This is a genomic window from Alteromonas sp. RKMC-009 (assembly GCF_003584565.2).
GTDB lineage: Bacteria > Pseudomonadota > Gammaproteobacteria > Enterobacterales > Alteromonadaceae > Alteromonas.
Window position 1 is genome coordinate 2,717,024 of record NZ_CP031010.1, and the last position, 15,370, is coordinate 2,732,393.

Genomic DNA, 15,370 nt, shown 5'->3' on the forward strand with positions numbered 1-15,370 from the left:
CCAACACCTACTCTGCTAAAGCGACTACGTTGCCGCCCTGACGACGGGAAGCACTCAATGCTCTGTTAAGGTCATCGTTCCATTCGGAATAACGTTGCCCGCTCTGCAGTTCAGCCACTCCGGTGATAAAAATTATTGTGGGATCTGCTTCCGCTTTCAGGCACTCAAGTAAACGGTTTGCCAGACTGTCACCTGCCGCAAGGGTCGTTTGTGGTGATAAAATCATAAACTTATCAGGCTCGCACCTTGCAGTAATATCCACATCTCTTACCGTGGTTAAACAAGCACTGGTGAGTCGTTTACATAAACTGTCTGTGTGTGCTCCGGCCCTGAGTTTATTGCCGTTTTCAGTAATTTCAATTGCAATCAGTGTGCACGGACTCTGGAAACGCAGATGCCTGGAGATCTCTTCTTCAGCCTTTTGCATGAAATAATTGCGGTTATATAAACCGGTTACTTCATCCCGCGTGGATAAAAACTCCAGTGTCCGGTTCTTTTCGAGTAACGAGGACTGCAAGCTTTCAATTTCATCGTTTTTCTGGCTGATTTGGCGCTGGTAACTGCTAATTACCCGTTTTCGCCAGGCGGCTACAGCAACAAGTGCAATAGCGATAAACACGATACCGAGCACAAACCCATACCGGCCCTGTTTTACCTGACGAACAGCATTCCAGCGTTTGTAAATATCAACTTTACGGGATTCAGGAATAGCCGAAATCGCCTTATTCAGTAAAGGAACCAGTTCGGCGTGATTTTTATTCACACCAAAGGAAAGCATATCAAAAGGCTCGGCAAAACCGACAATTTGCAGATCTGAAAAGTCGTGAGCGTTAATTGCAGAATAAACGCCCATCAGTGAACCCACCATCAAATCGATGTCACCTTTAGATAGCTTCTGTAACCCGCTCACCTCAGAATCAACATATTCCGTAAGCAAATCAGGATAGTAGCGGGCAAGGTATTCCGCATGCCTGAAACCGCTGACCACCCCGACGATACGATTGCCGACACCTTCAAACCCCTGAACCATAGGCGTACCATTACGGCCTACCAGTACGTTAGGTACTTCTATATACGGGGTAGTAAAGTTCAAAAAGTGGCTTCTTGAGGGGGTACGGTTGATCATTGTCGTCACCATACACGCGCCGGACTCTACGGCCGCAAGCGAATCCTGCCAGCTCTCCGTGGGGATGAGTTCGAACTTAAGATGAGAGAGCTTACTGATAACATCGAGATAATCTGCGGAGATCCCTATGTGTTTGCCGTTACGCATGGCTTCATAAGGCATCCAGTCCGGGTCGATACAGTAGGTTACGACCTGTTCTCCGGCAGCATAGGCCACCGGCAATTTGCCGGCTAAAGCGGCCAGCGCAAGACACAGGAATAAATACCGTTTTGGCAAACAAACAACCTCGGGGAAAAGAAAAACTACCGGTGGCAAACTCACTGAACGCCAACGGGTACAGGTTAACGACTTATTCTTAATAAGGAAAGTGCCGGAACAAAGATCATAGTATCTCCCGGCATATACAAGTGATGCAACGGTTGCGCCGGACCGACATGCTTAACGGACTGAGCAGATAAAGTGGAGAAGTTTCATGAGTAATAAAAAAAGGCCTTCATCGGGAAGGCCTCAATCGTAGTGGTAAACTGCTTACGCGCGACGACGGCGCACCATCATGCCACCGAATGCCAGAGCAAACAGTGCCAGCACTGAAGGTTCAGACAGACTTACTGAGTTAACAACCATTACGTCATCTTCAAATGCTTCTAACTGATAATCGCCGGCAAAGAAGATAGCTACGTAATTACTATTTGTAGAAAATGCATCGTAAAAAACGCTGTAGTACCAGGGGAAATCATCCTCTGCATCTACGTATAAAAATTCAACGCCCGCGAAGATGTTATCTACATCGATAACAGCTTCGAAATCGTTCATAACCGGGTTCCAGCCGTCTGCCAGAGGGATATAGAAATCAACCAGGTTAAACGCCAGGCCATCATAAGTGCTGATTGCACCCATGCCTGAATTGATCAGGCTGTTATCCAGTTCGAGGTCATAAGAGATAATTTCAAGACCACCAACATATACAGACTGAGAGATAATTGCAGCCTGACTTTGCGCTGCAAACATCATTGAACAACAAGCCAGAACGGCTGCGCTAAAGAGTGCTTTTAGTTTTTTCATGTTACTTCTGCCTTTTTTAATGTGTGGGTACAGTGAAAATCACTGTACCCGTTTCCTCTGATTATTGTTTTACAGCTTCAACGATCGTGGTGCCCTGTTCCTGGCCATCACCATCGAAGAACGTCACGGTACCCATGTAAGGTACGCCTGACGCAAGACCGCGGGTAATGATACGAACGTCATTAAGGCGTCCGTCAACTGCACGGGATGACATGCTGAAACGGCTGCTGCTGTCTTTACCACCGGCTACCCATACAGGCATCTGGAAGTCAGTTTCCGTTGCGCCATTCAGATCCCAACCGTGAACCCAAACGATATAAACATCACCAACGCCCACATTGGCTGCCGGCTCAGGATTCATCAGAACAACATCTTCATCAGAACCACCGAATGCAGATACACCAACCTGTGTACATAACCAGCCTTCACAGCGGTAAACGTAAAGGTCAAGGTCAGTACCGCTTTGTTCTACCAGTTCATCACGTAAGCTGAAACGGGCCATGGTGGTCCCTTCAGGAATGTGGAACAAGGTAGTAGACAAACCGTCCTCGTTGAATGCGAACGAACTGTCAGGATCCTGCTCAACGGTGCTTGTAACCACTTCAGGTGCAACCAGACTTGCGTAGTCGATACTTGCACGACCGGTATAGTTCATACCCACTGAGAAGAAACCACGGCCACGGGAGTTCAGACCGACAGAAACGCTTTCAGGTGCAGAAATGTTCTCATCCGCTGCCGGCATAATTGCTACCGGGCTGCGAACAACTTTACCGTTATCACCTTCAAGTACTACAGCACCGAAGATCCATTCATCAAGAACAGTTTCTTCTGTTTTCGCTACTGTCAGTGCAAAAGCTGAGGTGCCGTTTGCTGTCACTTCAACCACACCGCCCTGAACCGGCGTGAGGTCGCTGTTATAACCCTGAACAGAAACATCCAGTGAATCCAGACCTTCAATTGAAATGGTGTAAGTACTGTCTGCACCAGTTACGTCAGAAACATAACGGTAGATAGTTTCAGCACCGGACAATTCACCGATAGCAATTGACGGATAGTTCAGCTGGCTTGGATCAGTCGGGAAGTAATTGGCCTCATAAGTGGCACAATCGTAGCCTGACTCGCTGATAACAAATGATTCTTCGTCCAGACCACACATAAAGCCCATGTAATCGAAGAAAGAAGCATCAAAGGTTAAGCCGGGTTCCATAGCAGAAACCGGTGCAGCATGACCAGCACCAAAATCAAACGGATCAGCCGGTGTGCTGCCGTCTTCCTTGGTGACATCCTGATACGCAGTAGTCATTAGTGCAGATTTAACCTGAGCAGGAGTCCAGTCAGGGTGCTGATCGATAAGCAGTGCAGCCATACCGGCAATATGCGGGGAAGACATTGACGTACCACTTAAGTAAGCCACTTGCTTGCCCTGCTCGCCGAACATTGGCGTGTCAGAGGTTGCTGCCAGGATGCGAACACCCGGAGCAGTGATATCCGGCTTAATTACATCCAGTGTAGAGGCATTCGGACCACGGCTTGAGAAATCAGCCATGATATTGCCTGTTTCCTGTTGTTCAACGTAGGTACCGGCACTCATTGTCACGGTCACATTGCCGCCTTCAACCGCTGAAGAGTTCAGCATGCTGCCCACAGCTTCAGTAACCATACCGCCGGGGATGCCGCCGACAAAATCGCCGCCCATTACGGTAACACCGCCACCATTGTCATAAACCACGACAGCAGTCGCACCTGAATCCAGTGCACGGCTAACTTTTTGCGAAAACGCACAGGAACCACGCTGAATTAACGCAATGTTTCCTGAAATATCAGCAGCGTTATCAAGTGGCGTAGATGCTGCACCGTCAAAACAGGCCAGCAGTGGTTCAGCTACAACCAGTGAACCGGTCACAGGACCTGTTTCACTCAGTGGTTTTGTAATTGAACCTTCGGTAAACGCAACTGTACTGGTTTCATCGAACTGGGTGACTTCAAGACCATTTACAACAGTTGTACCGTCATAAGTCGAGGCGCCTACTGTGGTTACCCAGGGAGCAGGTGTGCCGGTGGTAGATGCTGCAGGGCCAGAGTTACCGGCTGAAACTGAAACAAATACACCAGCCTGTGCCGCACGTAACATGGCTGCAGTAGACGGCACGGTCAGGTCAGTCAGACTGCCACCGATGGAATAGTTGAGTACATCCACACCATCAACAATAGCCTGTTCAATTGCAGCCATACTATCGCCGTAGAAACAGCCGGCTTCGTCACCGCCTTGCGGGTTAACGTAGTCAGAGTTCCAGCACACTTTATACATGGCAACACGGGCACGCGGCGCGATACCGGACATTACGCCAATTTCAGTGCCGTTCATAACAGCAGACACGCCTTCGTTACCGGCAGCAGTGCTGGCTGTGTGACTACCGTGACCATCTGCGTCACGGGGAGACATAAATTCACCTAACTCTGTTTGAATGTCATAAACAGACTGGAAAGTCTCAGGGAAGAAACGTGCACCGATAAGTTTGTTGTTACAGGCAAATGTGCCTGCCTGTGCTTCTTCACCGGTATCACAGGCACCCTGCCAACCGATGTCAGCCGGATCGGAGTAAGAGCCGTCATCAGCAAAACTTGGGTTTTCCGGTGTAATACCCGTGTCAAGAATACCGACAATCACATCTTCACCTTTAATACCCAGAGTATGCTGTCCACCCGCGCCGGTAAGGCCGAGGAACTCAGGAGTATTAGCCGTGTCTACTTTCACCATCTGGTCTTCCCAGACGCTGGCGACTTCAGGATTAGCGCGTAATGCTTTTGCCTGGGCAGGCGTTAACTTTGCTGAAAATCCGTTGAAGCTGTGAACGTAGTTATGGATGATTTTAACGTTACCTACGGCTGCTGCTGCGGCGCGCTGGTTGCGTTTCAATTTGCTGGTGTAATTGCGGATTTGTTTGGTGTCTGAGGCGTATTGGTTACCCCTCGATGCGACGTGTTGTTTATTTGGGATGAGCTCCCCGATTTCCTCTGCGTAGGTGATACCTGGTGCCTGCTTCATCTGGATGATGTAAACACCGGAACCCTTTTTGACATTAGCTTGGTTTCCTGAAACAGAAAACTTCGTCAGGTCCTGGGCTGGAATCTGCTGAGCAGTTACTGTGGTAGTCATACCCGCGGTAACAGCCATAGAAACCATTGTTCCCAATAGTTTTTTCTTAAATGTCATTTATTGCGTCTCCCATTGACACTTTTTTTGTTTTGCGGCTTCCTTCAGGAGATAAAACATCAGTTTTACCGCATCGGGAATTATTCCTGCCTGAATCTGCGTTAACGCATTTACAAACGTGGAACCCGCTTTCTGGATTTACTGCATTTATTATTATTCCCCGATGTTTATTTACTTCTTCCTTGTCATCGGAGGTCTGATATTTATACAAAATTCACACCACGTGTTCTATCTTCCTGATCTTTATAAGATATATCAAGCAGGAATATATAACCTGTTGCTAATTTGTAAATTTTCTTGACGCTGAAAAGGTTATTTATTAATCAAATCATAGAGATAAAAAAAGGCAGTACATGACTGCACTGCCTTTATATTCAGTAACTAAGGTACGCAACCATCAGCACATTTCAACGGCAAGGGCTACACCTTCGCCACCACCGATACATAAAGAAGCAATACCTTTCTTCGCTCCTTTGTTAGCCAGTGCGTGGATAAGCGTCACCAGAATACGAGCACCGGATGCACCAATAGGGTGACCTAACGCACAGGCACCACCATTAATATTCACCTTCTCTGCATCCAGACCCAGCTTTTGAATGGCCAGCATGGTTACCATGGCAAACGCTTCATTGATTTCCCAAAGATCGACGTCTTCTTTAGACCACCCGGCCTTATCGAGCACTTTTTCCATTGCACCTACAGGAGCAACAGTGAAGTTTTCCGGTTCAATGGCATCGGTAGCGTGCGCCACCACTTTAGCCAGTGGCGTCAGGCCAAGTGACGCTGCTTTCGATTCAGACATCACCAGCAGGGCTGCAGCACCATCGGAAATTGAGCTGGAGTTTGCCGCTGTTACCGTACCGTCCTTTTTGAATGCAGGACGTAATGACGGAATCTTATCAGGACGGGCTGAACCCGGTCCTTCGTCAGTATCAACCACCACATCGCCCTTACGGGTAGAAATGGTAATAGCAGAAATTTCATTGGCAAACGCACCGGTGTTGATAGCTTCGTTCGCACGGGAAAGTGAAGTTAACGCGTATTCATCCATCTGACCACGGGTCAGTCCTTCACTGTCAGCGGTATCCTGCGCAAAGCACCCCATGGCTTTACCATCATAGGCATTCTCAAGTCCGTCCAGCATCATATGATCAAGTACCTGACCATGACCCATACGGTAACCTGTGCGAGCTTTTGGCAACAAATACGGTGCATTACTCATACTTTCCATGCCACCCGCTACGACGACTTCTGCGCTGCCTGCTTTGATCAGATCGTGGGCCAGCATCACGGCTTTGAGTCCGGATCCGCACACTTTATTGAGGGTAATTGCACCGGCAGATAAAGGCAGGCCTGCTTTCAATGCAGCTTGTCTGGCCGGCGCCTGACCCAGACCGGCAGGTAATACACAGCCCATAATGACTTCATCAATCTGACTTACATCCACATCAGTACAAATTGACTTAATCGCTTCAGCACCCAGCTCCGTCGATGGCACAGAAGACAAACTGCCATTGAATCCACCCATAGGGGTACGTTTTGCTGCCACAATTACTACCGCTTCATTGCTCATAGTTGTATTGCCTCACTTATTTTAGGAAGTTCAGGTACTGCACAAATTATATTCAGTACATCATATATCACCGGAAAACGTAACAGAAACTTTGCACTTATTGACGTTACATTTTTCTTACTTTACCTTAACGTTAACTACAATTTACGTTAACGTAAACCTGTATTAAGACAGTTTCTCAGTCGTCATGCCTGTTACGGGCCGGGCATACAGGTTAACGACACCGACAAGGCACAGTCATGACAAACAGCAAAGAAGAGCAAACTTTTACCATCGGAGAACTGGCAAAGGAGTTTGATATAACACCCAGATCCATCCGTTTCTATGAAGAACAAGGACTTATTACACCTTCAAGAACCGGGCAGAACCGCATCTACAATAACAAAGACAGGGTGAGGTTAAAGCTAATTTTACGTGGTAAGAGGTTGGGCTTCTCGCTGGCGGAAGTGAACAACCTTTTCGAACTTTACGACACAAATCCGGATTCAGCCATCCAGCTGGAAACGATGCTCAGCATGACGGAACAAAAGCGTGCGGTACTTCGTCAGCAACTCGAAGACATTCAGATGCTGATGGGTGAACTTGATGAAGTTGAAGCACGCTGCCGTGAAGAGCTGGCAGAATTAAAACGAGGACACGACAGATGATAACACCCTACCCCACATTGAATTTTGGTCTGGGCGAAGAAATCGACATGCTCAGAGAACATGTGCATCAGTTTGCTCAGCAGGAGATTGCACCGCTGGCGACAGAATCGGATGAAGTAAGCCGTTTTCCCAATCAGTTATGGACAAAATTTGGTGACATGGGGTTACTGGGTGTCACAGTAGATGAAAGCTTTGGCGGCGCCAACATGGGCTATCTTGCACACACTGTCGCTATGGAAGAAATCAGCCGCGCTTCAGCCGGAATTGGTTTAAGTTACGGGGCACACTCGAATTTATGCGTAAACCAGATTTTCCGTAACGGCTCCGGGGCACAGAAAGAAAAATACTTGCCGGCTCTGGTGAGCGGCGAGCGTATTGGTGCACTGGCGATGAGTGAGCCCGGTGCCGGTTCTGATGTGGTATCCATGAAGTTGAAAGCCGAAAAGCGTGGCGACAAATACATCCTCAACGGCAATAAAATGTGGATCACAAATGGTCCTGATGCCCACACCTTTGTTATCTATGCAAAGACTGACACACAGGCTGGCCACAAGGGCATTACAGCGTTCATTGTTGAACGTGACTTCCCGGGATTCAGCCGTGCCCAAAAACTCGACAAGCTGGGTATGCGCTCTTCCGATACCTGTGAACTGGTGTTTGAAGACTGTGAAGTACCGGCAGAAAACCTGATGGGCAAAGAAGGCGAAGGCGTCCGTATTTTAATGAGCGGACTGGATTATGAGCGCCTTGTTCTGTCCGGTGGTCCGCTGGGTATTATGCAGGCTTGTATGGACATCGTCGTACCCTATATTCATGACCGGAAGCAGTTTGGTCAGTCAATCGGTGAATTCCAGCTTGTACAGGGCAAAATTGCCGACATGTACACACAGATGAACGCCGCGAGGGCCTACGTGTACACCGTTGCTAAATCCTGCGATCGCGGGGAAACCACACGAAAAGATGCTGCCGGCGCCATTTTGTACTCGGCGGAACTGGCTACCCGTATGGCGCTGGACGCCATCCAGTTGCTGGGTGGCAACGGCTATATCAATGAGTACCCTACGGGACGTTTACTCCGCGACGCGAAACTTTATGAGATTGGCGCAGGTACCTCTGAAATCCGCCGGATGCTCATCGGCCGCGAACTGTTCAAAGAATCTGAATAAGTAAGGAGGGGTTATGCCCGTTCTGCATACTACTGTAAATCCTGCATCGGCAGAATTTAAAGATAATGCCGCCTGTATGCGCCGGCTGACAGACGATCTTAAAGCCAAAGTCGCTCAGATTTCTCAGGGCGGCGGCGAAAAAGCCGTGGAAAAACACCATGCCAGGGGGAAACTACTGGCCCGTGAACGTATAAACGTTCTTCTGGATGAAGGCTCTCCGTTTCTGGAAATCGGACAGTTTGCAGCCTGGGAGGTATACGACGATTACGTACCCTGCGCCGGCGTAGTCGCCGGGATCGGGCGCGTAGCCGGCCTGGAGTGCATGATTGTTGCTAATGATGCCACTGTGAAGGGCGGTACCTATTACCCGCTCACAGTCAAAAAACACTTACGGGCGCAAACCATCGCGGAAGAAAATCATTTGCCCTGTATTTATCTGGTAGATTCCGGTGGCGCTAACCTGCCCCGTCAGGATGAAGTATTTCCCGACCGCGAACACTTTGGCCGGATCTTCTTTAATCAGGCCAATATGTCAGCGCAAAATATTCCGCAAATCGCCGTGGTAATGGGCTCCTGTACCGCCGGTGGTGCGTACGTACCGGCTATGGCCGATGAAAGTATTATTGTACGCGAACAGGGCACCATTTTTCTCGGCGGTCCTCCGCTGGTAAAAGCAGCAACCGGTGAAGTGGTCAGTGCTGAAGAACTGGGCGGTGGCGATGTGCATACCCGTACTTCAGGCGTTGCCGACCAGCTCGCTAATAACGATCATCATGCACTGGAGCTGGCACGCAATGCTGTCGGTAGACTGAACCGGCAAAACCGGTATCAGGTGGCAGAACAACACTGGGAAGAGCCACGCTATCCGGCATCAGACATCTACGGCATCGTGCCGGAAGGCTCGCGGAAAACCTATGATGTCAGAGAGATAATAGCCAGGATCACAGACGGCTCTGAGTTTGATGAATTCAAACCCCTCTACGGCACAACACTGGTTTGCGGCTTTGCCAGCATTTTCGGTATGGAAGTGGGTATTGTCGCCAATAATGGCATTCTGTTCGGCGAAAGTGCGCTGAAAGGCGCGCACTTTGTGCAGTTATGTGCAACACGCAAGACTCCGCTTATCTTCCTGCAGAACATCACCGGTTTCATGGTGGGTAAACAATACGAAGCTGGCGGCATTGCCAAACACGGGGCGAAAATGGTCACCGCAGTAGCATGCGCCAAAGTGCCGAAAATCACTGTTCTCATTGGTGGCTCGTTCGGCGCCGGCAATTACGGCATGTGTGGACGCGCTTATGACCCGCGCTTTTTATTTATGTGGCCGAATGCCCGAATCTCAGTGATGGGCGGTGAACAGGCTGCAGGCGTACTGGCTCAGGTGAAACGTGACCAGAAAGAAAGTAATAACGAAAGCTGGACTGACGATGAAGAGCAGGCCTTTAAGCAACCGGTTATCGATACTTATGAAAAGCAGGGACACCCCTACTATGCTTCCGCGCGCCTGTGGGATGACGGTGTGATTGACCCTGCCGATACCCGCAAAGTGTTGGGAATGAGTTTGAAAGTCGCCCTGAATAAACCCGTTGAAGAAACACGCTTCGGCGTGTTCCGCATGTAAGGAGTCCGGATCATGGAACCTGTAACCGATTTCGTGACGTACCATATTGATGAGCGCGGCGTTGCCAGCATTACACTGAACCGGCCGGAAAAGCACAATGCGTTTGATGACACCATTATTGCAGCGTTATCTCATTACTTAGACACCGCCGCTCAGGACAATCACCTTCGTGTTTTGATCCTGCGGGCTGAAGGTAAATCTTTCAGTGCCGGTGCAGATGCCGGCTGGATGAAAAAAATGGCTGGTTATTCTGTGGAGGAAAATCAGCAGGATGCTTTCGCCCTTGCCACTTTGCTCAACAAACTGAATACCCTGCCAAAACCGGTTATTGCCAGAGTTCAGGGTGCAGCCTTCGGTGGCGCAATAGGTCTGATTGCCTGTTGTGATATGGCCGTGGGTACCAAACTCAGCAAATTTTGCTTAAGTGAGGTCCGGATTGGTCTTATACCCGCCACCATCAGCCCTTATGTCATTGAAGCGATGGGTGCCCGTGTGTGTCGCCGATATTTCCAGACCGCAGAAGTATTTTCAGCCCGCCGTGCCAGACGACTGGGCCTGCTCAGTGAAGTGGTCACCGAAGACGAACTGGATGACACGGTAGAAACTCTCGTTTCTCAATTGCTTAAAAATGGTCCCGTGGCCATGGCCAGAGCAAAAGCGCTGGTGCGCAATGTGGCATTCCGCCCGGTGGACGAAAACCTGATGCAGGAAACCAGTCAGGAAATCGCGGATATCCGCGTATCTGATGAAGGCCAGGAAGGGTTAACCGCTTTTTTGGAAAAGCGCCCGGCGCAGTGGCAGGAGAGCAGTAATGATTAATAAACTTCTGATTGCTAATCGCGGTGAAATTGCTTGCCGTGTTATCCGCTCGGCTAAGAAACTTGGCATAGCAACGGTGGCGGTTTATTCCTCTGCCGACGAAAACGCAATGCATGTTGCGATGGCTGATGAAGCGGTAAAAATAGGCGAAGCCCCGTCAAAAGACAGTTACCTTCGTGGTGATGTCATTATTGATACTGCACTGAAAACCGGTGCAGATGCCATCCATCCCGGTTACGGCTTTTTATCTGAAAACGCAGCATTTGCCGAAAGCTGCCGTGCCAACAATATTATTTTCGTTGGTCCGCCGCCTGAGGCCATCCGTGCGATGGGTTCAAAATCAGCGGCCAAATCCATTATGGAAAAAGCCGGTGTTCCGCTTGTCCCGGGCTATCACGGTGATGACCAGGCGGATGGAGTATTACTTCAGGCTGCCAGAGAAATGGGCTATCCGGTATTATTGAAAGCCGCAGCCGGTGGTGGCGGTAAGGGCATGCGGCAGGTCTGGAAAGATGAAGAATTCACTGACGCTCTGAGTGCTGCCAGACGGGAGGCTATGGCCAGCTTCAGTGACGATATTATGCTGGTGGAAAAATACCTCACCCGCCCCCGTCACGTGGAGTTCCAGGTGTTTTGCGATCAGCACGGCAATGGTGTTTACCTGTTCGAGCGTGACTGTTCCTTACAGCGCCGTCATCAGAAAATCATTGAAGAAGCCCCCGCTCCCGGCATGACGGAAGCACTGCGCTCTCAGATGGGTGAAGCGGCACTGCAGGCAGCCAGAGCCATTGCTTATGAAGGTGCCGGCACAGTGGAGTTTCTCCTTGATGAAGATGACAGTTTTTATTTCATGGAGATGAACACCCGTTTGCAGGTTGAACACCCTGTGACGGAAATGATCACCGGTGAAGATCTGGTGGAATGGCAAATCAAGGTCGCACAAGGTGAAGTACTGCCGAAAAAACAGCAGGAACTTACGATAAACGGCCATGCTTTTGAAGCCCGTCTCTACGCTGAAGATCCGGATAACGGCTTTTTACCGGAAACCGGCATCCTCAAAGATCATACTCCGCCGCAATCCTCCCGTTATGTCAGGGTGGATACCGGTGTCCGGTGCGGTGATGAAGTCTCCGTGTTTTACGACCCGATGATCGCAAAATTGATTGTGTGGGATGAAAACCGGGAACAGGCACTCAGACGCCTGGCGACAGCCTTACGGCAATATCATATTGCCGGAGTAACCACCAATGTGGATTATCTGCACAGGCTGGCCACTCACCCGGAGTTTATCGCAGCCAATTTGACAACCACTTTCATCGACAAACACACTGCGTCGTTGCGGCAAAGCAAAAAAGTAAGTGACGAACAATTGGCAATGATGGCACTGATCTGCATATTGCCACGGGAAGAGACCACCGTTACATCTCCATGGGAAACACCCTCATCATGGCGGATGAACGGAATCTATCAGAAAACACTGCAACTGGCTATTGCCGGAACAGACAACTTCGCGGTGGACATCCGCTGGCCTGAACAGGAAAGCGACGACTGGCTGATTACCATTGATGGCAACGCACTGCGTGCAAACGGTAAATGGCTGAAAGACACGTTACAGTTAAACATTAACGATCATTTACAAACCATACGCGTTTCTGAGGACGGAGAAACCCGCACGATTTTCACGCAACAAGGCTGCCTGACTTTTAACGAAATCAAACCGGATAAGGGCTCTGATGAAGGAAGCGGTACAGAAAACACCTTCACTGCACCGATGAACGGCACGATTGTCGCCTGCCCTGTTGAAGCCGGCACCAAAGTAAAAAAAGATACCGTTCTGGTCATCATGGAAGCAATGAAAATGGAGCACAGCATCAAAGCGCCCTGCGATGGCACACTGGAAACGCTTTTCTGCTCTCCGGGCACCATGATTAACGGCGGCAGTGTCTTGCTGGAGTTTACCCCTGATGCAGAATGAACTCCCCCGCAAGGTAACACTGGTTGAGGTGGGGATAAGAGACGGGCTGCAGAATGAGTCTGCACCGGTGACCACTGAACAGAAAATAGCATTGCTGGGAATGCTCACTGAAGCCGGACTGAGACGCCTTGAAGCTGGCAGTTTTGTTTCCCCGCGTTGGGTTCCGCAAATGGCAGACACCGCCGCGGTGTTTGCCGGACTTCCTGAAGTTAACGGCGTCACCTACAGTGCACTGACACCCAACGAAAAGGGGCTGGAAGCGGCACTGGCGGCAAATGTAAAAGAAGTAGCTGTTTTTGGTTCAGCATCAGAATCCTTCTCACAAAAAAACATCAACTGTAGCATTGATGAAAGTCTTGCCAGATTTGAACCGGTTGTCAGCAAAGCGAAGGCAAAGGGGTTGACAGTCCGGGGCTATGTATCCTGTGTACTGGGTTGTCCTTATGAAGGGTACATTGCCCCAGCTGCCACAGCGCGTCTGGCTTCGGCTCTCACTGCCATGGGATGTGATGAGATATCACTTGGCGATACCATCGGAACCGGTACACCGCTGGCAACAGCAGCAATGCTGGAAGCAGTTAAAGAGGTAGTACCGCTGCCACAACTGGCAGTGCATTTTCATGACACCTACGGACAGGCTCTGGCAAACATACTTGTGGCTCTGCAGCATGGTGTCAGTATCATTGACAGTGCCGTTGCGGGGCTGGGGGGATGTCCCTACGCCAAAGGCGCCAGCGGCAATGTTGCTACAGAAGACGTGCTGTATATGCTCAATGGCATGGGCATTGATACCGGCGTCGATATGACCGCATTGCTGAAAGCAAGTCGGGCTGTAAGCCTTATCATCAACAGGAAAGCCCAAAGCAAAGTGGCAGCAGCACTACATTCTGATGAGCCGGCGCTTTGACTCAGTCCGGCGCTTTTTCCTGCGGTAAAATCAGTGTCATCACCACACCGGCAATCAGAAAGCCGGCCATGATGTAAACGACACTGAAGGGCAATACCTCTCCCAGTGCAGCATAAGTGGCCCCGAATAGCAGCAATATAATACCAATAGCGGTATTCGAGAAGGCCACCAGTTCCGTGCGTTGCTGCCCCTCCTTCACATCCAGACTGTAGGTTTTCCGGCCTGTACGCACGCCGGTGTGGGCAACGGATAACACGAAAAATAAGCAGGCTGGCCACCACAGACTGTCAATACTGACCATGAGCAGGCCGGCACAGGCAAGGACAGCCAGTATTCCTGCCAGTTGAAGGTTGAGTCTGGCACTTTTATCTGCCACCCTGCCCCAAACCAGCGAGGACAGCATGGTTGCAGCGGCCTGAGCAGCCAGATAAAACGGTAACAGCGACTGACTGTCAGCGTCGCCTTCCAGCATAAAAAACGGTGCGACCAGCGCTGAATGTACAAAGAGGCCTCTGACTGCGATGAAGCGGTACACCACACTATCAAACTGAGAAAAAGAAAAACCGGAGCTGTCCTGTTGATTGTCTTCGACACTGACCCGGGTTTTCACCGGCAACAGAATGAACAACGCTGCGACAAACCCGGCAAGAGCCAGTGCAATAATCATCAGAACAACGGTTTGTCCCAGTGCTGATTTGAAATAAATTAGCGGTACAGCAAGACAAAGTGTCAGTACACCTGACACAGTGGAAGCTATCCCCAGTAAATCGCCCCGCTCTCCTTTATCAGCGACGTCAGCCTGGATGTCTTTCATAGTCAGTGAGCAGGCAGCCCGTCCCAGGCTCAATAAAATCAGGCTGCCCAGTACCACCGAACCGGCCACGACGCCTTCGAGATACAGCGCACTGAGTAGCATTGCGGTCACTGAAAGCGCCTGCACAATCATGCCGGAACGCCACACCTGATGCCTTGCAGGATAACGCCGCAGTAAAACACCGATGAATGCCTGTGGAAGTAAAGCACCGGATTCTCTCACAGGCACCAGCCAGCTAATCATCCATACAGGCGCAGACAATGACAAAAGTAATGCAGGCAGCGTTGTTTTAGCGGATATCAGCAAATCCGCCAGTTTGTTAGCAGCCAGTGAGGCGATGACGAGGATTTTATTTTTCGGGTACAACGCAGCAAGACTCCGTGGCGGTCGTAACATTCACTATATCGCATGTAATGACCGCCATGAACGCCATTCTTCCGGTTGTC

The 15,370-nt window shown here is 49.9% G+C and carries 11 protein-coding genes; 6 read left to right on the top strand and 5 right to left on the bottom strand.

Features of this window, described 5'->3' with window-relative positions; translation table 11 throughout:
• Positions 1-7 precede the first annotated feature (7 nt).
• The 4 genes from DS731_RS12045 to DS731_RS12060 all read right to left on the bottom strand — a co-directional run bounded on the left by DS731_RS12045 (position 8) and on the right by DS731_RS12060 (position 6,975).
• Positions 8-1,402: a transporter substrate-binding domain-containing protein gene (locus DS731_RS12045; RefSeq protein WP_119501558.1), complete on the bottom strand. Its 1,395-nt coding sequence runs from the start codon at positions 1,400-1,402 to the stop codon at positions 8-10.
• A gap of 252 nt (positions 1,403-1,654) precedes the next feature.
• Entirely contained in the window at positions 1,655-2,188 is a 534-nt protein-coding gene (locus DS731_RS12050) for a PEP-CTERM sorting domain-containing protein (RefSeq protein WP_119501559.1), read from the bottom strand.
• Positions 2,189-2,249: 61 nt separating this feature from the next.
• A complete protein-coding gene (locus DS731_RS12055; protein WP_119501560.1) occupies positions 2,250-5,402 on the bottom strand; it encodes a S8 family serine peptidase in 3,153 nt (1,050 codons plus the stop codon).
• 397 nt (positions 5,403-5,799) lie between these two features.
• Positions 5,800-6,975, bottom strand: a complete 1,176-nt coding sequence (locus tag DS731_RS12060) for a thiolase family protein (RefSeq protein WP_119501561.1) — start codon at positions 6,973-6,975, stop codon at positions 5,800-5,802.
• Positions 6,976-7,214: 239 nt separating this feature from the next.
• Here DS731_RS12060 and DS731_RS12065 point away from each other — a divergent pair, with 239 nt between their 5' ends.
• Genes DS731_RS12065 through DS731_RS12090 form a run of 6 tightly spaced genes read left to right on the top strand, consistent with a single transcriptional unit; the run spans position 7,215 to position 14,110 of the window.
• Positions 7,215-7,622 carry a MerR family transcriptional regulator gene (locus DS731_RS12065; protein ID WP_119501562.1) on the top strand — a complete coding sequence of 136 codons (408 nt, stop codon included), beginning with the start codon at positions 7,215-7,217 and terminating at the stop codon, positions 7,620-7,622.
• Positions 7,619-8,788, top strand: a complete 1,170-nt coding sequence (locus tag DS731_RS12070) for an isovaleryl-CoA dehydrogenase (RefSeq protein WP_119501563.1) — start codon at positions 7,619-7,621, stop codon at positions 8,786-8,788. Before DS731_RS12065 ends, DS731_RS12070 begins: the two co-directional genes overlap by 4 nt.
• Before the next feature lie 13 nt (positions 8,789-8,801).
• Positions 8,802-10,409 carry a carboxyl transferase domain-containing protein gene (locus DS731_RS12075; RefSeq protein ID WP_119501564.1) on the top strand — a complete coding sequence of 536 codons (1,608 nt, stop codon included), beginning with the start codon at positions 8,802-8,804 and terminating at the stop codon, positions 10,407-10,409.
• 12 nt (positions 10,410-10,421) lie between these two features.
• A complete protein-coding gene (locus DS731_RS12080) occupies positions 10,422-11,228 on the top strand; it encodes an enoyl-CoA hydratase/isomerase family protein (RefSeq protein WP_119501565.1) in 807 nt (268 codons plus the stop codon).
• Positions 11,221-13,203: an acetyl/propionyl/methylcrotonyl-CoA carboxylase subunit alpha gene (locus DS731_RS12085; RefSeq protein WP_119501566.1), complete on the top strand. Its 1,983-nt coding sequence runs from the start codon at positions 11,221-11,223 to the stop codon at positions 13,201-13,203. The genes DS731_RS12080 and DS731_RS12085 overlap by 8 nt, the downstream gene beginning before the upstream one ends.
• Complete coding sequence (locus DS731_RS12090; RefSeq protein WP_119501567.1) at positions 13,193-14,110, top strand: hydroxymethylglutaryl-CoA lyase; 918 nt, start codon at positions 13,193-13,195, stop codon at positions 14,108-14,110. Before DS731_RS12085 ends, DS731_RS12090 begins: the two co-directional genes overlap by 11 nt.
• A 1-nt stretch (position 14,111) precedes the next feature.
• On the opposite strand, the gene DS731_RS12095 is transcribed toward DS731_RS12090, so the two are convergent.
• Positions 14,112-15,320 (bottom strand): MFS transporter, encoded by a 1,209-nt coding sequence (locus DS731_RS12095; protein ID WP_119501568.1) that lies wholly within the window; start codon positions 15,318-15,320, stop codon positions 14,112-14,114.
• Positions 15,321-15,370: the final 50 nt, after the last annotated feature.